The following is an 18,532-nucleotide window of genomic DNA, read 5'->3' on the forward strand; positions in this document are numbered from 1 at the left end:
CTGCAGGCCATGGCGCGGGCCGTGACCCTGGGCGTGGCGCCCAGCGCCACGCCGGTCAGCACCGACACGCCCGCGTTGCGCGAAGCCGCCGGCGCCATCGAAGCGCTGCGCGCCACCCTGGCCGGCCCCGGCTTCGCGGCCGACCCCGGCCGCGCCCGCCCGCCTTCCCCGACAACCCAACCGGACTGAACCATGTGCCTTGCCGTCCTCGCCCTGCATACCGTGCCGGGCCTCCCCGTCCTGATCGCCGCCAACCGCGATGAATTCCACGCCCGGCCTACGCTGCCGGCGGCGCAGTGGGCCGACGCCGCCCACGTATACGCCGGGCGCGACGGGCTGGCCGGCGGCACCTGGATGGGCGCGACCGATGGCGGCCGCTACGCGCTGGTCACCAATTTCCGCGAACCCGGCCGCGTGGTCGCCGGCGCGCCCTCGCGCGGCGCGCTGGTCGAGGACTTCCTGCGCGGCACCGCCTGCGCGGCCGACTACATCGCCGCCGCCCATGCCGCCGGCCAGGCCTACAACGGCTTCAACCTGATCGTCGGCGATGGCGATGGCGCCTGGTATGCCAGCAACCGCGACGGCGCGCCCCAGCCGCTGGCCGCCGGCGTCTATGCCTTGTCCAACCACCTGCTGGACACGCCCTGGCCCAAGCTGGCGCGCACCAAGGCCGCCTTCGAGCGGGTGCTGGCGCGCCATCCGCAACCGGACCTGCCCGCGCTGTTCCAGGCACTGGCCGACCGCAGCCCGGCCGACGACGCCGACCTGCCCGCCACCGGCCTGGCGCCGGATCGCGAAAAGCTATTGAGCAGCCCCTTCATCGTCAGTCCCAACTATGGCACGCGCAGTTCCACCGTGCTGGCGCTGCGCGACGACGGTACCGGCCTGCTGACCGAGAAGCGCTTCGCTCCCGACGGCAACGCCAATGGCGAAAGCGTCCTGGCGTTCGCCTGGCACGATCGATGCGCGAGCGATACGCCCCGGTAGTCCATTGCCCAAGAAAACACCTCGCCGGCGGCGAACTTGCCGCCCCCGTGCCGGTCGAACTTCTTGCGTGATCATCCCTTCAAGGAGAATTGCATGAACAAGCGCATCGAACGTTGCACCCTGGCCGCCGCCATGGCGGTGGGCACCCTGGCCCTCGCCGGCTTCCTGAATGCCGCCCAGGCGGCCCTGCCTGCCGTCCAGCACCAGGGCAGCGTGCAATATGTCAGTGGCGGCATCGGCCTGGACGAATCCGAGGCCATGAAGGCCGCCGCCAAGGACTACCCCCTGGCGCTGACCTTCGCCGCGCAGCGCGACGGCAAGGCCGACTACGTCGCCGACGTCGCCGTCGTCATCAAGGACGGCCACGGCAAGCAGGTGCTGCAGGCCGAGTCGCAGGGCCCCTACATGCTGGTCAAGCTGCCCGCCGGCAGCTACAAGGTCTCGGCCACCTTCAACGGCAAGACGCAGGAACGCGAAGTCAGCGTGCAGAACAGCGGCACCGCGCGCGCCGTGTTCGAATGGAAATGAAGCGAAAGTGAAGGCCATGTCGCCTGGCCGGGCGCGCGGGGCGCACCGGGCCATGCATGGACCATGGCCGCGGGCTACACGCCCGCGAACAGAATGGCGATGATGAACCCCACGCTGATCGCCCACACCAGCGAACGCAGCGCGCCCCACCCCGCCAGGTACATCGCCAGATATCCCAGGCGCACGCCCAGCCAGCAGGCCATCAGCGTGGCCACGTGCATGGGCGCCGCCTGGTTGTACAGCGCGAACAGCACCGCCGCATAGAAAAACGGCAGCGCCTCAAACGTGTTGGCCTGCGCCGCGTTGGCGCGCGCGCGCCAGCCTTCCTGCCGCGCCAGCCATGCGCGCGGATCGTTGTTGTCGAACTTCTTGCCGCCGGCCTTGGCGACGATCGTGCACACAAACGGCAGGATCGCCGCCGCCAACATCAACCATGCGATCAGTTTCATTGCTGCTCCTTGTGCGGAACGTGTTCCTTGCCGCCACCGGGCGGGAAGCGCCGCTGCGGCATGGTCGCCCGAAAGCGCGCAAATGAAAAGCGGCGCGGCGCAAACGGAGGCCGCGCGATCCGGCGCTTACACTTGCGGCTTTGGGCGCCTGCCGCGAACGCGATGCCGGCGGCGCGCCGCCCGTTGCCCCACAAGAAGCACTATGTCCCTCGCCTCTCCCGGCTCCCTGATGTTCCTGGCTGCCGCCCTGCTGTGGCCGCCGGCCACACGCCGCTGGGCGCTGCTGCCGCTGGCGCTCGCCTATGCCTGGGCCTGGGCGCAGGGCGGTATCGAGCCCCTGGCGCTGGCCTGGCCCGCGCTGCTGGCGATGGCCGCCGTGCTGGCGCGGCCGGCCATGGCTGCGCCCGCTCGCGCCACTGGCCATGCGCTGTTCCTGGCCCTGGCAATGCTGCTGTTCCTGCATTGGCTGCCCGGTTTCCACAACCCGCTGGTCATCCCGCGCGCCGCACTGACGCCCGACGCCGTGCCCTTCGCCATGTACCTGAACCTGGACAAGCCGTTGGTGGCGTTCTGGGTGGTGCTGGCCGCCGCGCCCGCCATGGCCGGCGCCAGCGCGCGCGCCACGCTCACGGCGGCGCTGGCGGCGTGCGCCGGCGCGATCGTGGCCTGCCTGGGGCTGGCCCCGGTGCTGGGGGTGGTGGGATGGACGCCGAAGTGGCCCGACTCGGGCTGGCTCTGGCTGGTCAACAACGCGCTGTTGGTGACGCTCGCCGAGGAAGCGCTGTTCCGCGGCTATGTGCAGGAACGGCTGACGCGCGCCTGGCGCGACCGCCCCTGCGGCGCCACGGCCGGGCTGCTGGTCGCCGCGCTGCTGTTCGGGCTGGCGCACTACGCCGGCGGCTGGCAATGGATGCTGCTGGCCGGCATTGCCGGCGTTGGCTACGGCCTGGCCTACCGCCACGGCGGCCTGGCGGCCGCCGTGCTGGCCCACCTGGGCCTGAACGCGGCGCACTACGGCTTGTTCACCTATCCGATGCGCGCCGCGCTGCATTGACGCGCAAGCGCCGCCGCCGACCCGCCGCGACCGGCAGCGGCGCGCCGCTTCAAGCCGTCGCCAGAGCCGGATAGTCGGTGTAGCCCGCCGCGCCCGAGGCGTAGAAGGTCGACGGATCCGGTGCGTTCAACGGCGCGTTCAGCGCAAAGCGGCGCACCAGATCGGGATTGGCGATGAATTGCACGCCGAACGCCACCGCGTCGGCGCGGCCGGCGGCAATCGCCGCCTCGGCCGATTCGCGCGTGAAACCTTCGTTGGCGATGTACACGCCGCCGAACGATTCCTTGAGCTGTGGCCCCAGGCTGTCGGCGCCCTCGTGTTCCCGTGCGCACAGGAACGCCAGGCCACGGCGGCGGGCCGCCCGCGCCACATAGTTGAAGGTGGTCGCCGGATCCGAATCACCCATGGTGTGGGCATCGCCGCGCGGCGACAGATGCAGGCCGACGCGGCCGCCTCCCCAGACGCCGACGCAGGCGTCCACCACTTCCAGCATCAGGCGCGCCCGCGCCTCGAGCGAACCGCCGTAACCGTCGGTGCGATGATTGGTGCTGTCCTGCAGGAACTGATCCAGCAGATAGCCGTTGGCGCCGTGCACTTCGACGCCGTCGAAACCGGCATCCTGCGCCAGCTGCGCGCCACGGCGATAGGCCTCGACAACCCCCGGGATCTCATCGGTGTCGAGCGCGCGCGGCACCACATAGCCGCGCTTGGGACGCACCAGGCTCACATGACCGCCGGCCGCGATCGCGCTCGGCGCCACCGGCAGCTCGCCATTCAGGAACACGGGATCGGAAATCCGGCCCACGTGCCACAACTGCGCGAAGATGCGACCGCCGGCCTCGTGCACCGCCGACGTCACCTTGCGCCAGCCCTTGACCTGCTCCTGCGACCACAGCCCCGGCGTATCGGCATAGCCCACGCCCTGCGGCGTCACCGAGGTGGCCTCGGTCAGGATCAGGCCGGCGGACGCGCGCTGGACGTAGTACTCGACCATCAGGTCGTTCGGCACCCGGCCCTCGCTGGCGCGCTGGCGCGTCAACGGGGCCATGATGATGCGGTTGGGCAGGGTCAGTTCCCCCACTTGCAAGGGTTCGAACAGCAGGCTCATAACAATCCTCGTGCCCGGCGGGCGGGCTTGGGTAGCGGCGGCAGGCTACATGTCTTGATTCAATTGCCGCAGGAACGCGGCAATCACGGGTTCATTGCGACGGAAAAACACCCACTGCCCCACCTTGGTGGCCGAAATCAGCCCCGCGCGCTGCAGCACCGCGAGGTGCGAAGACACGGTGGACTGCGACAACCCGCAGCGCCCATCGATATGGCCCGCGCACACCCCGTGTTCGAAGGTATGCCCCGGACGCTCCTCGAAGTGCGCCTGCGGCGTCTTCAACCACCCCAAAATCTCGCGGCGCACGGGATTGGCCAACGCCTTGAGAATGGCGTCGACATCGATCTCCGTGGTGGCCTCGGCGGCGGGGGCAGCAGTGGTCGTCATATTGAAATATCGCAATTTATCGAATCTTATATCGAGACATCCCGATATATCGTTATACCCCTGCCGGCCGAGGGGCCTTCTTCGGAATTCAAGGGACCCTCACTCCCCCTGCACCCGCCCGCGCAACCGCTTCACCTCGCCATGCAGCACCTTGCGCTGCACCCGCCGCCGCTGCGACGCCCGCGTCGGCTTCGTCGCCCGCCTCGGCTTCTCCACCTTCGCCGCCGCGCGCACCATGTTCACCAGCCGCTCGATCGCCTCCGCCCGGTTCTTGTCCTGGCTGCGGAACGACTGCGACTTGATGACGATCACCCCCTCCTTGGAAATGCGATGGTCGCTCATCGCGCACAACGCATCCTTGATATCCGCCGGCAACGACGACGCCCGCACATCGAACCGCAGATGCACCGCGCTCGACACCTTGTTGACGTTCTGCCCGCCCGCGCCCTGCGCCCGGATCATCGAGAACTCAATCTCGCGCTCGTCGATATAGAGAGAATCTTGAACATGAAACATAGCGCGAGAGTATATAAGCCTTCGCCAGGCGATAAACCCTCCGCTCCCCCCACCCCATGGCGCGAAAATCCCTCACGCCACCCCCCCTCGTGGCGCAAGCACAACACCGCCCCCCCAGATCCGCCCCCCTCGCGCATCCGCCACGCCTGCGCGCCAGCGAACCCCGCCCAACACCCCACACCGCGTATGCCTGGAGCGGCCGCCCGGGCGGCCACTCCAGGCGGGCCCAGCAAGACTCTCCAGAACCCTGAAGCCCCGCAGCGCCACGCACCCAGGGCGACCTACGAAGCCCCCCGGCAACGTCACTCAAACGCCCCAACAAACGAGAAAAAGCCCACGACATCAAGGACATCCCAAACCCAAGCTCCCAAGACCGACTAAAATAATGCCCTTTTGCCCCTCCCTGGCGCGCCGCCCAGCGCCACTCCCCCATGACCTACACCGCCAAAGAGATCTTCAAAACCCTGCAAGGCGAAGGCGCCCACGCAGGCCGCGCGGCGGTCTTCTGCCGGTTCGCGGGCTGTAATCTCTGGAGCGGCCGCGAAAGCGATCGCGCCAGCGCCGCCTGCACCTTCTGCGACACCGACTTCATCGGCACCGACGGCGACGGCGGCGGCAAATTCGCCACCCCAGAGCTGCTCGCCGACGCCCTCGAAGCCGCCTGGGGCCCCGACACCGCCAACCGCTACATCGTCTTCACCGGCGGCGAACCCCTGCTGCAACTGGACGAAGCCCTGCTGGCCGTCGTCCACGCCCGCGGCTTCACCGTCGCCATCGAAACCAACGGCACCGTCCAGCCGCCCCCCGGCATCGATTGGATCTGCGTCAGCCCCAAAGGCACCGCCCCCGTCGTCATCGAACGCGGCAACGAACTCAAGCTGGTCTACCCCCAGGCCAACGCCCTGCCCCCGCGCTTCGAACACCTGGACTTCGACCACTTCTTCCTGCAACCCATGGATGGCCCCGCCCGCCAGGCCAACACCGAACAGGCCGTCCAATACTGCATGCAGCACCCGCAATGGCGCCTGAGCCTGCAGACCCATAAATACATAGGCATTCCATGATTTCCGTGACCCGCAGGCTTGAATTCGACGCCGGCCACCGCATTCCCGACCACCGCAGCCAGTGCCGCAACCTGCACGGGCACCGCTACGTGCTCGAAATCACCCTGACCGGCGACGTCGTCCAGGCCCCCGGCGAGTCCGACAACGGCATGCTGATGGACTTCGCCGACATCAAGCGCATCGCCAAGACCCACGTCGTCGACGTCTGGGACCACGCTTTCCTGGTGTACGAAGGGGACACCGCCGTGCGCGGCTTCCTCGACTCGATGCCTGGCCACAAGACCGTGGTGCTGGACCGCATCCCCACCGCCGAAAACCTGGCCGCCATCATCTTCGGAATCCTGGCGCCGCACTATCACGGCCACTACGGCGCCGACCTGCGCCTGACCCGCGTGCGCCTGTACGAAACGCCCAACTGCTGGGCCGACTGCAACGGTTGATGCCCCTACGGGCTGCCGGCATGGCTGCCCGCAAATCGATTTGACGGCATGCGCGTGCCGCCCGGCGCGGCAACGCTTGCCGGGCGCTTGTTGCCCACATGGCAGGCACGGATGATTGCCGGCCTTGGATGACGCCAGGCTCGCGCCAGCCTGGCCGCCCTGCATCACGCTCTCCCGCCACGTCAAAGCCGCCCCTCGCCGCCCACCTTTCCACTCACGGAAAATCCGCCCCTGATTTTCCCGATTGAAAAAATCAATGGAGATCTTCGCCATTTTCAATTAATAGTAAGCTAATAGATAGGATACAATCGATTTCCATGAACACCCCCACCGACTCCCAACTCATGGCTACCACCGCCAACCTGATGGTGCTGTCGCGCGCCTACCGCGGCGCCGCCGACAAGGCCCTGGCCGACTACGGCTTGTCGCAAGCCACAGCCTGGCCCGTGATCCTGACCGGCCGGTTGGGCGACGGCGTGCGCCAGGGCGCGCTGGCCGAGGCCCTGGGGGTCGAAGGCCCGTCGCTGGTGCGCGTGCTCGACCAACTGGTCGCCGCCGGCCTGATGGAACGCCGCGAAGACCCGCACGACCGCCGCGCCAGGACCCTGCACCTGACCGACGCCGGCCACGCCCTGCGCAAGCAGGTCGAGGACGTGCTGGTGGAGTTGCGCCGGCGCCTGTTCGGCGGTGTCAGCGAAACCGACCTGCAGGCCTGCCTGCGCGTGTTCGACGCGCTCAAGGCCGCGCTGGGCCGCAGCGCCGCCGGGGCCCAGGAGGCCCCGCGGCCATGAAACTGCCCAACGTCCGCGAGACGGTCTTCTCCCTCAAGAGTTACCTGGGCGCCATCATGGCGCTCTATCTTTCGTACAGCATCGGCCTGCCGCGCCCGTTCTGGGCCATGACCACGGCCTACATCGTGGCCCAGCCCTGGTCCGGCGCGGTGCGCTCCAAGGCGCTGTACCGCCTGATCGGCACCTTCTGCGGCTCGGCCATGACCGTCTACATGGTGCCGCGCCTGTCCAATTCGCCGGTGGTCATGACCGCCGCCATGGTGGCCTGGGTCGGCTTCTGCCTGTACCTGTCGGTGCTGGACCGCACGCCGCGCTCGTATCTCTTCATGCTGGCCGGCTACACCGCCGCCATGATCGGCTTTCCCAGCGTCACCGACCCGTCGCTGGTGTTCGACACCGCGTTGGCGCGGGTCGAGGAAATCAGCCTGGGCATTGTCTGCGCCACGCTGGTCCACAGCATCGTGCTGCCGCGCGGCCTGGCGCCCGCCTTGACGCTGCAATTGGACAAGGCGGTGCGCGACGCCAAGCTCTGGATCCACGACACCCTGAGCGGCAAGACCACCGAACAGAAAGACCGCGACCGCCGCGAACTGGCCAACGACATCACCCAATTGCGCCTGCTGTCGACCCACGTGCCGTTCGACACCGGCAACCTGCGCTGGACCGCCGGCGCGGTGCGCGCCATGCAGGACCAGATCGCCGCGCTCACTCCCGCCGTATCGGCCGTCGAGGACCGCATGCGCGCATTGCAGGCCGATGGCCAGGCGCTGCCCGAGCCCGTCTCGCAGGTGCTGGCCGACATCTCCGAATGGATCAACGCCGGCGCCCAGGCCACCCATGAAACCGCCGTGCAGTTGCGCGCCGCCGTCTCGCGCCTGACGCCCGCCATCGACAGCCATTCCGGCTGGCGCGACGCGCTGCTGGCCAGCCTGATGACGCGGCTGCGCGAACTGATCGACACCTACGACGAATGCCTGGCGCTGCGCCGCGAGATCCGCGCCGGGCTGGCCGGCGCCCCGCTGCGCGCACCGCGCGCCGCCGCCAGCGCCACCAACCGCGCCCTGCACCGCGACCGCGGCATGGCCTTGCTGTCAGCCGCCGCCGCTGGCGTCGCAATCTCGGTCGTCTGCCTCTTCTGGATCGGCACGGCCTGGAGCAACGGCGCCACTGCCGCCCTGATGGCCGCCATCTTCAGCAGCTTCTTCGCCTCGCAGGACAATCCGGTGCCGGGCATCATGCAGTTCCTGACCTATACGGTGTATTCGATTCCGCTGTCGGCGCTGTACCTGCTGGGCATCATGCCCGCCATCCACTCGTTCGAAATGCTGGCGCTGGCGATGCTGCCCACCGCCTTCGTGCTCGGCATCTTCATCGCGCGGCCCGCCTCCACCGGCAAGGCCATGGCGGTGCTGTTCGGCTTCCTGGGCACCATGGCGTTGCAGGACACCCATGCCGCCGATCTGGTGTCGTTCATCGATTCGCAGGTGGCGCAATGCCTGGGCGTGGCCACCGCCGCCACCATTGCCGCCATCTTCCGCACCGTCAGCGCCGACTGGAGCGCGCGCCGCATCCAGGCCGCCAACTGGCACGAACTGGCCGCGCTGGCCAGCTCGCCGCGCGCGCCGGCCCGCCATACCTATGCCGCGCGCATGCTCGACCGCATCGGCCTGCTGCAACCGCGCCTGGCGCTGGCCAAGCGCGCCGACGACCTGGTCGCGGCCGACGCGCTCAAGGACCTGCGCGTGGGCCGCGACATCGCCGAACTGCAACGCGCCCGCCGCCACCTGCCCATGGCCGACGCCAGCATCGGACCGGTGCTCGACAGCCTGGCGCGCTTCTTCCGCGAACGCTCGGCCAATCGCGCTGGCGACAAGACACCCGCAATGCTGGCGCAGATCGACCGCGCCCTGGCCAGCGTCAGCGCCACCCCCGGAACCGTCGCCGCCCGCGACCGCGCCGTGGTGGCCCTGGTCGGCTTGCGCCGCGCCTTCTTCCCGGACGCGGCCGATTACCAACCCGCCCATCCCACGCTGGAAACCCCATGATCGGCGAATTCAACCTCTACGGTATCTACTTTCCCTGGCTGCTGGTGCTGGGCGTGGTCACCCTGGGCGTGGCCTGGGCCGTGCGCCGCGTGCTGGCGCGCGCCGGGCTGTATCGCCTGGTGTGGCACCCGGCGCTGTTCGACCTGGCGCTGTTCATCGTGCTGCTGTATGGCGTCTCCCTGATTTCCCCTTATTTTCTGCAGAGATAGGTATGAAACTCCCCAATGCCCTGCGCCCCGCCGCTCTCGGCAAGTTCGCGGTGACCGCCGCCGTGGTCGCGGCCGCCGCCTACGCCGGCTGGCAACTGTGGGTGCACTATGAAGTCGAACCCTGGACCCGCGATGGCCGCGTCAAGGCCTACGTGGTGCAGGTGGCGCCGGACGTGTCCGGTCTGGTGACCGCCGTGCCGGTGCACGACAACCAGGACGTCAAGGCCGGCGACGTGCTGTTCGAGATCGACCGCGCGCGCTTCCAGCTGGCCTACGACCAAGCCGAAGCCTCGGTGCGCTCGCAACAGGTGGCGCGCGACCAGGCGTTGCGCGACGCCAAGCGCAATCGCTCGCTCGGCCAATTGGTGGCCGCCGAAACGCTCGAGCAAAGCCAGACCAGGCTGCAGCAGACCGAGGCAGCACTGGCGCAGGCCGAGGTGCAATTGAACACCGCGCGCCTGAACCTGGAGCGCAGCCGGGTGCTGGCCGTGACCGACGGCCGCGTCACCAACCTCGACCTGCGCGCCGGCTCGTACGCCAGCGCCGGCCACGGCGTAATGGCGCTGGTCGACGCCGGCTCGTTCTACGTCGAAGGCTATTTCGAGGAAACCAAGCTGCCCGGCATCCACACAGGCGATCCCGTGACCGTAACGCTGATGGGCGACAACCGCCAGATCCACGGCCACGTCGAAAGCATCGCGCTGGGCATCGCCGACCGCGACCGCAGCACCGGCGCCAACCTGCTGCCCAACGTGAACCCGACCTTCAACTGGGTGCGCCTGGCGCAGCGCATCCCGGTGCGCGTGAAGCTCGACGAAGTGCCCGCCGGCGTGCGCCTGGTCGCCGGCCAGACCGCCACCGTCGTGGTCAACGCCGCCCCAGCCGCCCAGGGCGGCGCGCGCCAGCCCTCTTGAGCGCCGCTTTGCCGCCCCCCCGCAACCTTCCAGACAACGCCAAGCCGTAACCACCATGAACACCAGATTCCTCCTGCCGCTGATGCTGTCCGCCGCGCTGGCCGGCTGCGCCGCCGTGGGCCCTGACTACCAGGTGCCCGCCGACGCGGCCGTCTCCCGGCCGCAGGCGCAGGGGCCGTTCGCCGAGGCGCAGGCAGGCGTGTTCCAGCGCGACCAGGTACCCGGCCATTGGTGGCGGCTGTACAACGATCCGGTGCTCGATGGCCTGGTGGCAAAGGCGCTGGCCGCCAACACCGACCTGCGCGTGGCCAGCGCCAACCTCGAGCGGGCTCAAGCCGCCGTGCGCGAAACCCAGGCGCAGCAACAGCCCAACCTGGGCGTGAACGCCTCGCCCACTTTCGGCCATGTGTCCGGCCTGCAGGAAATGGCGCCCGGCATCGATCCGCCCAACCGCTGGTCGTATTCGGCCGGGGCCAGCATGTCGTATCAGGTGGACCTGTTCGGCCAGATCCGGCGCGCGGTGGAAGCGGCCGGCGCCGACGCGCAGGCAGCCCAGGCGGCATACGACGCGACCCGCGTCACCGTGGCCGCCGAAACCGCCCGCGCCTACGCCAACCTGTGCGCGGCCGGCATGCAACTGGCCTCGGCCGGGCATTCGGTGAAAGTGCAGCAGGAATCGCTGGACGCCGTCAGCCGACTGCAGCGCGCCGGCCGCGGCACCGCGCTGGACGTGACGCGCGCGCGCAGCCAACTGGAACAACTGCGCGCCAACCTGCCGCCGTTCCAGGCGCAACAACGCACCGCGCTATACCGGCTGGCCGCGCTCACCGGCCAGACCCCGGCCGAGATTCCGACCGCGCTGCTGCAATGCGCCGCCGCGCCGCAACTGAGCCAGACGATTCCGGTGGGTGATGGCGCCGCGCTGCTGCGCCGCCGTCCCGACATCCGACAGGCCGAACGCACACTGGCCGCCGCCACCGCGCGCATCGGCGTGGCCACGGCCGACCTGTACCCCAAGATCACGCTGGGCCTGTCCGGCGCCTCGGGCGGCCCGGCCGCCATGTTCGGCGACCGCGGCACCTTCAGTTGGAGCGTCGGTCCGCTGATCTCCTGGACGCTGCCCAACACCGGCGCGGTGCAGGCGCGCATCGCCGAGGCCGAGGCCAACACCAAGGCCGCCGTGGCGCGCTTTGACGCCTCGGTGCTGAACGCGCTGCGCGAAACCGAGAGCGCGCTGGTGGTGTATGCACGCCAGCTCGACCGCCAGGCCGCGCTGCAGGCCGCGCGCGACCAGGCCGCCCAGGCCGCATCGCAGGCGCGCCAGTTGTTCCAATACGGCAAGACCGACTACCTGACGGTGCTCGACGCCGAGCGCACGCTGGCCAGCAGCGAAAGCGCGCTGGCCGCCGGCCAGGCCGAACTCAGCAACGACCAGATCGCCGTGTTCCTGGCGCTGGGCGGCGGCTGGGAAACGTAGACGCGGCGGGCCGCCCGGCCCGTCCATCGTTGCGGTGCGCGGGCCGCTTCTTCACCTCACGGACATCGCGCCGCGCTTGCCGCGCGTGATCGTTCGCCCCCCCACTGCCCGTCCCAGCGCAGGACCTGTATCAAGACCCCGCGCACATCTGGGCGCACGCCTCAGCGCCTATCTCACCCTGCGCGCGCCCCACGCGGACGATGCCGCCGGCCGGGCCGATTCGCCATATCCCTCCCGTCTGGCCTGTCCCGCCCGGCTATTTTCAAATAGATTCCATAATATGGAGGCAGTGTTGTGAATCGGCGCCGCCCCCTCTTAGAATCATCTTCATATCATTATTCAAACTCATATAGAGACAAAGCAATCCTCTGGAAATCCCTCGATTCCTGGAGCGATTTCGATCAAATATCCATAATATGGAAGACTGTAAGCCTATCGGGCCCGCGCGCATCCTCGACAGCATCACCAAGCTGGCCCCCACAGACGCCGGCCGCGTGGTGATCGCCGGTTCGCACGGCGGCAGCTACGCCGCCTATTGCGCCGCCCGGGGCCGGGTACGCGCGGTGGTCTTGAACGACGCCGGCGTGGGCTGGCAGCAGGCCGGCATCGCCGGCCTGGACGAACTGCAGCAATGGGGCGTAGCCGCCGCCACCGCCGACTACCGCAGTTGCCGCATCGGCGACGGCGCCGACATGGCGCGCCACGGCATCATCAGCCACGTCAATGGCCTGGCCCACGCGCTCGGCTGCCGCCCTGGCATGGCCGTGGCGCAGGCCGCGCAGCGGCTGGCCGAGGCCGACATGGCGCCAAGCTGGCCGGCGCCGCGCCACGAGGCCCGCGCGGTCCTGGCCACGGCCGCCGACGGCACGCCGCGCGTGATCGGCGCCGACTCGGTCTCGTTGCTGGAGGCGGACGACGACGGCCGCATCGCCGTCACCGCCTCGCACGGCGAACGGCTGGCCGGCCTGGCCACCGACGGCGTGCGCCCGCGCCCCTGGCTGGTGACCTTCAACGATGCCGGCATCGGCAAGGACAGCGCCGGCATCGGCCGCCTGCCCCTGCTGCAGCAGCGCGGCATCGCCGCACTGACGGTGTCGGCCCATAGCGCCCGCATCGGCGACGCGCGCTCCTGCTACGAGGACGGTGTGGTGTCGTGCGCCAACGCCCGCGCCCGCGAACTCGGCTGCCGCATCGGCGCCCCCCTGAAATCCTTTATCGACGCCCTGCTGGCCGGGCGCGCAACCCACCTGGAGCATTCCCCGCATGTCGGAAACCCTTGAAATCACCGGCGGCGAAGCCATCGCCCGCATGTTCGCGGCGCATGACGTCGGCCTGATGTTCGGCATGGGCGGCTTCCAGCTGCTGCCGTTCTACGACGCGGTGCGGCGCCTGAAGCTGAACCACAACCTGATCAACGACGAACGCTGCGCGGTGTTCGCCGCCGACGCCTACACCAAGGTCAGCGGCCGTCCCGCAGTGTGCGACGCCACCCTCGGCCCCGGCGCCACCAACCTGGTCACCGGCCTGGCCGAGGCCTACAACGCCGGCACCGCCATGGTGGCGCTGGTGGGCGACTCGCACCGCATGCATTCGTGGAAGAACATGACCCAGGAGGCGCGCCAACTGGAAGTGCTGCGCCCGGTGGTCAAGGACGTGCTGCGGGTCGAGAAGATCGAGCGCATTCCCGAACTGGTGCGGCGCGCCTTCGCCATCGCCACCAGCGGCCGGCCCGGCCCGGTGGTGCTGGACGTGCCCGAGGACATCGCGCATGAAGTCCACGCCTTCGACGCCGCCGCCTTCCACGCCGGCGAGACCTACCGCCGCGCGCCCGCGCTGCGCTGCCGCCCGGATGCCGACGCGCTGGCGCAGGCCGCCGCCATGCTGGCCGGCGCCGACCGCCCGCTGATGCTGTGCGGCGGCGGCGTGCACATCAGCGAGGCCGCCGAGGCGGTGCAGGATTTCGCGCGGCGCTACAACGTCCCGGTCGCCCACACCATGAGCGGCAAGGGCGCCATCGCCTGCGACGATCCGCTGAACGCGGGCCTGTTCGGCCGCTACAGCCGCATCGCCAACGACCTGATCGCCAAGTCCGACTGCCTGTTCGTGGTCGGTTGCAAGCTGGGCGAAGTGGCCACGCGCCGCTACGACCTGCTGGCCACCGGCGCGCCCATCATCCACCTGGACATCGTGGCCGAGGAATTCGACCGCACCACCACGCCGACGCTGCGGCTATGGGGCGACGCCCGCGCCACGCTGGCCGAACTGGACCAGGCCCTGGCCGCCCAAGCCGACCACGGCGGCGCCCGCCGCGAAAGCTACGCCGCCGAAGTCGGCCAGGCGATGCACACCTGGCGCGAATCGGTGCGCGCCAAGCTGACCTCGGCTGACCGGCCCATCGGCATGGCGCGCCTGATGCACGAGATCAACGCCAGCCTGCCCGAGGACGGCGTGCTGGTGGCCGACGGCGGCTTCGCCGCGCACTGGGGCGGCCTGCTGTTCGACACCAAGCGCGCCGGGCGCGGCTTCGTGCCGGACCGCGGCTTCGCCTCCATCGGCTACGGCATCCCCGGCGCCATCGGCGCGGCCGCCGCCGCGCCCGGTCGGCAGGTGGTGAGCCTGACCGGAGACGGCGGCTGCAACATGTCGCTGGGCGAACTGGAAACCGCCGTGCGCATGGGCCTGGCCTTCACCCTGGTGGTGGTCAACAATGCCGCCTCGGGCTATATCAAGGCCTTGCAGCATCTGATGTACGGCAGCGGCAGCTACCAGTCGTCGGACCTGGCCGAGACCAACTACGCCAACGTGGCGCGGGCGCTGGGCTGCAACGGCATCCGGGTGGAGGACCCGGCCGAGATCCCGGCCGCGCTGGCCGCCGCCTATGCCTGCAAGGACCGCCCCACCGTGCTGGACGTGGTGGTGACGCGCGACCCCGCGCACATGCTGCCGGGCGTGGACAGCCGGGCCGCCAAGATCAAGCCGGGCGACCGCATCGCCTGAGCCTGAATAACAACACAGACATTCCAAGCGAGGAGACAACCCCATGAAAATCCGTACCTGGCTGACCGTGGCCGCCGCCGCCCTGGCCACCGTGCTGGCGCCATCCGCCGGCGCCCAGAGCAACTACCCCGACCGCCCGATCCGCCTGATCGTGCCGTTCCCGCCCGGCGGCACCTCGGACGTGGTCGGCCGCATCTTCGCCGAGGCTCTGGGCAAGCAGATCGGCCAGCCCGTGGTGGTCGAGAACCGCGGCGGCGCCGGCGGCACGGTCGGCACGCGCGCGGTGGCCAGCGCGCCGGCCGACGGCTACACGCTGCTGCTGGGCACCTCCAGCACCAACGGCACCAACTCGGCGGTCTACAAGAACCTGCCCTATGACGCGATCAAGGACTTCACGCCGGTCACGCAGATCATCCGCGTGCCGGGCGTGATCGTGGTCAACAAGGATTTCCCGGCCAAGGACTACGCTTCTTTCGTCGCGCTGATCAAGGGCGCGCCGGGCAAGTATTCGTATGCCTCGTCGGGCAACGGCGGCGCCACCCACATGGCGATGGAGTACTACAAGTCGCTGTCGGGACTGGACATGATGCACGTGCCGTATCGCGGCACCGGCCCGGCGCTCAATGACGTCATCGCTGGCCAGGTGCCGATCCTGTGGGACACGGCGGCCTCGTCGATGGCGCACATCCAGTCGGGCAGCCTGCGCGCCATCGTGGTGGCGGCGCGCAAGCGCCTGCCGCAACTGCCGGATGTGCCCACCTTCGCCGAGGTCGGCCTGCCGACCTATGACGCCGAAATGTGGAACGGCCTGCTGGCCCCGGCCGGCCTGCCCGCGCCGGTCCTGGCCAAGTTGGGCGAGGCCTCACGCCGTGCCCTGGCCGACCCCGGGGTGCAGGCCAAGTACGCCGGCGTGGGCGCCTACGTGGTGGCCGACAAGCCGGAGGCCTTCGCCGCGATGATCAAGGAAGACGTGGCCAAGTGGAAGAAGGTGGCCGAGTTCGCGCACATCTCGGTGGACTGACATGGGCCAGCGCATGCAGGGCAAGACCGCGCTGGTGTTCGGCGCGGGTTCTTCCGGCCCGGGCTGGAGCAACGGCCGCGCCGCCGCCGCCCTCTATGCCCGCGAAGGCGCGCACGTGTTCGCGGTGGACCTGCGGCCGGAATCGGCCGAGGAAACCCGCCGCATCATCACCGGGGAAGGCGGCCGCTGCACCGCGCTGGCGGCCGACGTGACCGACAGCGCGCAGATCCTGGCGGCGGTGCGGGCCGCGCTGGCCCAGGCCGGCCGCATCGACGTGCTGCACAACAACGTCGGCATCACCGAGATGGGCGACCCGATCGAGGCCAGCGAGGATAGCTGGCACCGGGTCATGGACACCAACCTGACCGGCGTGTTCCTGACCTGCAAGCACGTGCTGCCGGCGATGCTGGCCCAAGGCGGCGGCAGCATCGTCAACATCTCGTCGCTGGCCTCGATCCAGGTCAACACCTATCCATACACCTCGTATTACGCCGCCAAGGCCGGGCTCAACCATCTGACCCGCGCCCTGGCGGTGCGCTACGCGCCCGACAACATTCGCGTCAACGCGGTGCTGCCGGGCGTGATGGACACGCCGCTGATCTACGCGCAGATCGCCGGCCAGTTCGAGGATGTCGAGGAAATGCGCCGGCGCCGCCACGCCGCCAGCCCGATGGGCCGCATGGGCGACGCCTGGGACGTGGCGCACGCGGCGCTGTTCCTGGCCAGCGACGAGGCGAAGTACATCACCGGCGTGTGCCTGCCGGTGGACGGCGGCAAGTCCTGCGCGGGACGATAGCCGGCGTAGCAGGCCTGGCGGCGTCGCGCTTCAGGCCGGACGCGGCCCCAGTTCGGCGCCCAGTTCCGTGGCGGCGCGTTGCAGCGCCGCCACCACTTCCTGCAACCGCGCCCCCGACAGCCGCGAGCGGATCGCGGCCACGCTGAGCGCGGCCACCACGTGCTGCTCGCGGTCGTACACCGGCACGCCCACCCCCAGCATGTCCGGGATGATGCGCCCCGGGTTCAGCGCATAGCCATTCTTGCGGGCCGCGGCGATGTCTTCGCGCAGCATGGCGGTGGACGGCAGGTCGGGCGCGGCCGAGGCGTCGTAGCGCGCCAGCACCCGCTCGATATCGTCGTTGGGCAGGAACGCCAGCAGCGCCAGGCTGCCCGCCCCCACACCCAGCGGCCGGCGGTGGCCGACCTCCAGCGTCAGGATCTTGATGGGAAAATCGCCCGTCTTGCGGTCGACGCAGACCGCCTCGTGGCCGGAGCGCACCGACAGGAAACTGGTGTCGCCGGTCGATTGCGCCAGCCGCAGCACCGCCGATTCGGCGAACGCCTTGATGCCGTGGCGGCTTTCGGCCGCCAGCCCCAGGATGTACGACTCGCGGCCCAGGCTGTAGGTCTTGAGCTTGGGATTGAGCGCCAGGAAGCCCTCCTGCAGCAGGGCCGACAGCATGCGGTGCGCGGTGGGCGGCGTCAGGCCCAGGTCGCGCGCCACGTCGGTCAGGCCGACCCCGCGCGCGGGCGCGGCGCCCACGTACTTGAGGATGCGCAGCACGCGGAAGATGCTCTGCGCGCCGCCGACCGGATCGGCGTCGCGCGCGGCGGCGGGGGATTTGGCGGGGCTCATCCGGGCAGGCTCATCCGATGGGATTCAGCGGCGGAATTGATCAGGCCGACATGGTATCTGCAAATGCCGGCGTCGCGCGCCTTCAATGCACCGTGGTGCCGTCGGGCGGCGACTGGTTCAGGCCCAGCGCCGCTTCCCAGCTACGCAACGGCACGCAGGTCTGCAGGCGCACGATGGCGCGCTGGATCAGGGCCGGATGCAGTTCGTGGCCGACGTGCGTGGCCACGTCGATGGTCGAATCGCCATGCAGTTCGTCCAGCCGCGCCTGCGCCGCCTGGATCAGGGCCACCGGCATTACCGGGTCGTTGGCGCCATGCAGCAGGTGCAGCGTGGTGTACTGTGGCGCGGCCTTGGGCAATTGTGCGTAGCGGCCCGAAAACGCGATCACGCGGCCGGCCATGCCGTCGTGCGCCTGCACCAGTTCGAGCGCCATGATGGCGCCCTGCGAGAAACCGGCCAGCGCGGTGTCGGACTGCAACAGGCCGAAGCGGGCCTGGGCCGCCTTCACATAGGCTTCCAGCGGCGGCAGGGCCTGGGCCACGCGCTCGGGCCGGTTGTCCTCGGACACGCCGCGCACCGAGAACCACTGGCGGCCGGCGCCGCCGCCGTCGAAGGGCTCGAAGCCTGCGGGAATCAGCACCGCCGCGCTGGGAAACGCGGCGCGCACCGCTTCGGCCAGCGGCACCAGGTTGTCGGGCGAGCCACCGACGCCATGCAGCAGGATGAACAACTGTCGAACCTCGGTGCCGGGCTCGGGCAGGAATTCGATTTCGTGGGGGGACGCGGGGGAAGAAGTGGCCATGCTACGGCTCCGGACAGGCTCTGGATGGCCCCATTGTAAAATGCCCGCCACACGCAATCCTAGGCAAGGCGCCCACCGGGCCGGCTACTGCCCCCGGTGTCCACCAGGCG

The 18,532-nt window shown here is 69.7% G+C and carries 20 protein-coding genes and 1 pseudogene; 15 read left to right on the top strand and 6 right to left on the bottom strand.

Annotated elements, in window-relative coordinates:
• From AC6LKG_RS17175 to AC6LKG_RS17185, 3 genes and pseudogenes are all read left to right on the top strand, one after another.
• Positions 1-189, top strand: a pseudogene (locus tag AC6LKG_RS17175) (hypothetical protein); the annotation flags it as partial.
• A 3-nt stretch (positions 190-192) separates the two neighbouring features.
• Positions 193-987 (top strand): NRDE family protein, encoded by a 795-nt coding sequence (locus tag AC6LKG_RS17180; protein ID WP_498166186.1) that lies wholly within the window; start codon positions 193-195, stop codon positions 985-987.
• A 93-nt stretch (positions 988-1,080) separates the two neighbouring features.
• On the top strand, positions 1,081-1,515 hold the full coding sequence (locus AC6LKG_RS17185) for a peptidase associated/transthyretin-like domain-containing protein (protein ID WP_498166188.1): 435 nt from the start codon (positions 1,081-1,083) through the stop codon (positions 1,513-1,515).
• A gap of 74 nt (positions 1,516-1,589) precedes the next feature.
• On the opposite strand, the gene AC6LKG_RS17190 is transcribed toward AC6LKG_RS17185, so the two are convergent.
• Positions 1,590-1,964, bottom strand: a complete 375-nt coding sequence (locus tag AC6LKG_RS17190) for an MAPEG family protein (protein WP_498166190.1) — start codon at positions 1,962-1,964, stop codon at positions 1,590-1,592.
• A 202-nt stretch (positions 1,965-2,166) separates the two neighbouring features.
• Here AC6LKG_RS17190 and AC6LKG_RS17195 point away from each other — a divergent pair, with 202 nt between their 5' ends.
• The gene (locus AC6LKG_RS17195; RefSeq protein WP_498166192.1) at positions 2,167-3,018 is read left to right on the top strand and encodes a CPBP family intramembrane glutamic endopeptidase; all 852 of its coding nucleotides are present in this window, start codon (positions 2,167-2,169) and stop codon (positions 3,016-3,018) included.
• Between the two features lie 49 nt (positions 3,019-3,067).
• Here the strand turns inward: AC6LKG_RS17195 and AC6LKG_RS17200 are convergent, their stop codons facing one another.
• The 3 genes from AC6LKG_RS17200 to arfB form a co-directional block, all read right to left on the bottom strand.
• Entirely contained in the window at positions 3,068-4,126 is a 1,059-nt protein-coding gene (locus AC6LKG_RS17200) for an alkene reductase (RefSeq protein WP_498166194.1), read from the bottom strand.
• Positions 4,127-4,171: 45 nt separating this feature from the next.
• Positions 4,172-4,513, bottom strand: a complete 342-nt coding sequence (locus tag AC6LKG_RS17205; protein ID WP_054502736.1) for an ArsR/SmtB family transcription factor — start codon at positions 4,511-4,513, stop codon at positions 4,172-4,174.
• Positions 4,514-4,612: 99 nt separating this feature from the next.
• Positions 4,613-5,029 carry an alternative ribosome rescue aminoacyl-tRNA hydrolase ArfB gene (arfB, locus tag AC6LKG_RS17210; RefSeq protein WP_049073397.1) on the bottom strand — a complete coding sequence of 139 codons (417 nt, stop codon included), beginning with the start codon at positions 5,027-5,029 and terminating at the stop codon, positions 4,613-4,615.
• Between the two features lie 431 nt (positions 5,030-5,460).
• Between arfB and queE the strand changes: the two genes are divergently transcribed.
• The 11 genes from queE (at position 5,461) to AC6LKG_RS17265 (ending at position 16,783) form a co-directional block, all read left to right on the top strand.
• Positions 5,461-6,093, top strand: a complete 633-nt coding sequence (queE, locus tag AC6LKG_RS17215) for a 7-carboxy-7-deazaguanine synthase (RefSeq protein ID WP_498166196.1) — start codon at positions 5,461-5,463, stop codon at positions 6,091-6,093.
• A complete protein-coding gene (queD, locus tag AC6LKG_RS17220; RefSeq protein ID WP_498166198.1) occupies positions 6,090-6,533 on the top strand; it encodes a 6-carboxytetrahydropterin synthase QueD in 444 nt (147 codons plus the stop codon). The genes queE and queD overlap by 4 nt, the downstream gene beginning before the upstream one ends.
• A 317-nt stretch (positions 6,534-6,850) precedes the next feature.
• Positions 6,851-7,324: a MarR family winged helix-turn-helix transcriptional regulator gene (locus AC6LKG_RS17225; RefSeq protein ID WP_498166200.1), complete on the top strand. Its 474-nt coding sequence runs from the start codon at positions 6,851-6,853 to the stop codon at positions 7,322-7,324.
• Positions 7,321-9,369 carry an FUSC family protein gene (locus tag AC6LKG_RS17230; RefSeq protein ID WP_498166202.1) on the top strand — a complete coding sequence of 683 codons (2,049 nt, stop codon included), beginning with the start codon at positions 7,321-7,323 and terminating at the stop codon, positions 9,367-9,369. The genes AC6LKG_RS17225 and AC6LKG_RS17230 overlap by 4 nt, the downstream gene beginning before the upstream one ends.
• A complete protein-coding gene (locus AC6LKG_RS17235; RefSeq protein ID WP_020927916.1) occupies positions 9,366-9,578 on the top strand; it encodes a DUF1656 domain-containing protein in 213 nt (70 codons plus the stop codon). The genes AC6LKG_RS17230 and AC6LKG_RS17235 overlap by 4 nt, the downstream gene beginning before the upstream one ends.
• A gap of 2 nt (positions 9,579-9,580) precedes the next feature.
• Positions 9,581-10,492: an efflux RND transporter periplasmic adaptor subunit gene (locus AC6LKG_RS17240; RefSeq protein ID WP_498166204.1), complete on the top strand. Its 912-nt coding sequence runs from the start codon at positions 9,581-9,583 to the stop codon at positions 10,490-10,492.
• 55 nt (positions 10,493-10,547) lie between these two features.
• Positions 10,548-11,969 (top strand): efflux transporter outer membrane subunit, encoded by a 1,422-nt coding sequence (locus tag AC6LKG_RS17245; RefSeq protein ID WP_498166206.1) that lies wholly within the window; start codon positions 10,548-10,550, stop codon positions 11,967-11,969.
• 416 nt (positions 11,970-12,385) lie between these two features.
• Positions 12,386-13,249, top strand: a complete 864-nt coding sequence (locus tag AC6LKG_RS17250) for a hypothetical protein (protein ID WP_498166208.1) — start codon at positions 12,386-12,388, stop codon at positions 13,247-13,249.
• Positions 13,233-14,966 (top strand): thiamine pyrophosphate-binding protein, encoded by a 1,734-nt coding sequence (locus AC6LKG_RS17255; RefSeq protein WP_498166209.1) that lies wholly within the window; start codon positions 13,233-13,235, stop codon positions 14,964-14,966. Before AC6LKG_RS17250 ends, AC6LKG_RS17255 begins: the two co-directional genes overlap by 17 nt.
• A gap of 43 nt (positions 14,967-15,009) precedes the next feature.
• Positions 15,010-15,987, top strand: coding sequence for a Bug family tripartite tricarboxylate transporter substrate binding protein (locus tag AC6LKG_RS17260; protein WP_498166211.1), 978 nt, complete (start codon positions 15,010-15,012; stop codon positions 15,985-15,987).
• A 1-nt stretch (position 15,988) separates the two neighbouring features.
• The gene (locus tag AC6LKG_RS17265) at positions 15,989-16,783 is read left to right on the top strand and encodes an SDR family NAD(P)-dependent oxidoreductase (protein WP_498166213.1); all 795 of its coding nucleotides are present in this window, start codon (positions 15,989-15,991) and stop codon (positions 16,781-16,783) included.
• A 30-nt stretch (positions 16,784-16,813) separates the two neighbouring features.
• Here the strand turns inward: AC6LKG_RS17265 and AC6LKG_RS17270 are convergent, their stop codons facing one another.
• Both AC6LKG_RS17270 and ypfH read right to left on the bottom strand, forming a co-directional pair.
• Positions 16,814-17,620 (bottom strand): IclR family transcriptional regulator, encoded by an 807-nt coding sequence (locus tag AC6LKG_RS17270; protein WP_498166215.1) that lies wholly within the window; start codon positions 17,618-17,620, stop codon positions 16,814-16,816.
• A gap of 82 nt (positions 17,621-17,702) precedes the next feature.
• The gene (gene ypfH, locus AC6LKG_RS17275; RefSeq protein WP_498166217.1) at positions 17,703-18,422 is read right to left on the bottom strand and encodes an esterase; all 720 of its coding nucleotides are present in this window, start codon (positions 18,420-18,422) and stop codon (positions 17,703-17,705) included.
• Between the last annotated feature and the right edge of the window lie 110 nt (positions 18,423-18,532).

It is taken from the genome of Achromobacter sp. 46006 (assembly GCF_059761975.1).

Coding starts and splice junctions, on each gene's coding strand:
- AC6LKG_RS17180 (WP_498166186.1), top strand. CDS start 193: ATGTGCCTTGCCGTCCTCGCCCTGCATACCGTGCCGGGCCTCCCCGTC.
- AC6LKG_RS17185 (WP_498166188.1), top strand. CDS start 1,081: ATGAACAAGCGCATCGAACGTTGCACCCTGGCCGCCGCCATGGCGGTG.
- AC6LKG_RS17190 (WP_498166190.1), bottom strand. CDS start 1,964: ATGAAACTGATCGCATGGTTGATGTTGGCGGCGGCGATCCTGCCGTTT.
- AC6LKG_RS17195 (WP_498166192.1), top strand. CDS start 2,167: ATGTCCCTCGCCTCTCCCGGCTCCCTGATGTTCCTGGCTGCCGCCCTG.
- AC6LKG_RS17200 (WP_498166194.1), bottom strand. CDS start 4,126: ATGAGCCTGCTGTTCGAACCCTTGCAAGTGGGGGAACTGACCCTGCCC.
- AC6LKG_RS17205 (WP_054502736.1), bottom strand. CDS start 4,513: ATGACGACCACTGCTGCCCCCGCCGCCGAGGCCACCACGGAGATCGAT.
- arfB (WP_049073397.1), bottom strand. CDS start 5,029: ATGTTTCATGTTCAAGATTCTCTCTATATCGACGAGCGCGAGATTGAG.
- queE (WP_498166196.1), top strand. CDS start 5,461: ATGACCTACACCGCCAAAGAGATCTTCAAAACCCTGCAAGGCGAAGGC.
- queD (WP_498166198.1), top strand. CDS start 6,090: ATGATTTCCGTGACCCGCAGGCTTGAATTCGACGCCGGCCACCGCATT.
- AC6LKG_RS17225 (WP_498166200.1), top strand. CDS start 6,851: ATGAACACCCCCACCGACTCCCAACTCATGGCTACCACCGCCAACCTG.
- AC6LKG_RS17230 (WP_498166202.1), top strand. CDS start 7,321: ATGAAACTGCCCAACGTCCGCGAGACGGTCTTCTCCCTCAAGAGTTAC.
- AC6LKG_RS17235 (WP_020927916.1), top strand. CDS start 9,366: ATGATCGGCGAATTCAACCTCTACGGTATCTACTTTCCCTGGCTGCTG.
- AC6LKG_RS17240 (WP_498166204.1), top strand. CDS start 9,581: ATGAAACTCCCCAATGCCCTGCGCCCCGCCGCTCTCGGCAAGTTCGCG.
- AC6LKG_RS17245 (WP_498166206.1), top strand. CDS start 10,548: ATGAACACCAGATTCCTCCTGCCGCTGATGCTGTCCGCCGCGCTGGCC.
- AC6LKG_RS17250 (WP_498166208.1), top strand. CDS start 12,386: ATGGAAGACTGTAAGCCTATCGGGCCCGCGCGCATCCTCGACAGCATC.
- AC6LKG_RS17255 (WP_498166209.1), top strand. CDS start 13,233: ATGTCGGAAACCCTTGAAATCACCGGCGGCGAAGCCATCGCCCGCATG.
- AC6LKG_RS17260 (WP_498166211.1), top strand. CDS start 15,010: ATGAAAATCCGTACCTGGCTGACCGTGGCCGCCGCCGCCCTGGCCACC.
- AC6LKG_RS17265 (WP_498166213.1), top strand. CDS start 15,989: ATGGGCCAGCGCATGCAGGGCAAGACCGCGCTGGTGTTCGGCGCGGGT.
- AC6LKG_RS17270 (WP_498166215.1), bottom strand. CDS start 17,620: ATGAGCCCCGCCAAATCCCCCGCCGCCGCGCGCGACGCCGATCCGGTC.
- ypfH (WP_498166217.1), bottom strand. CDS start 18,422: ATGGCCACTTCTTCCCCCGCGTCCCCCCACGAAATCGAATTCCTGCCC.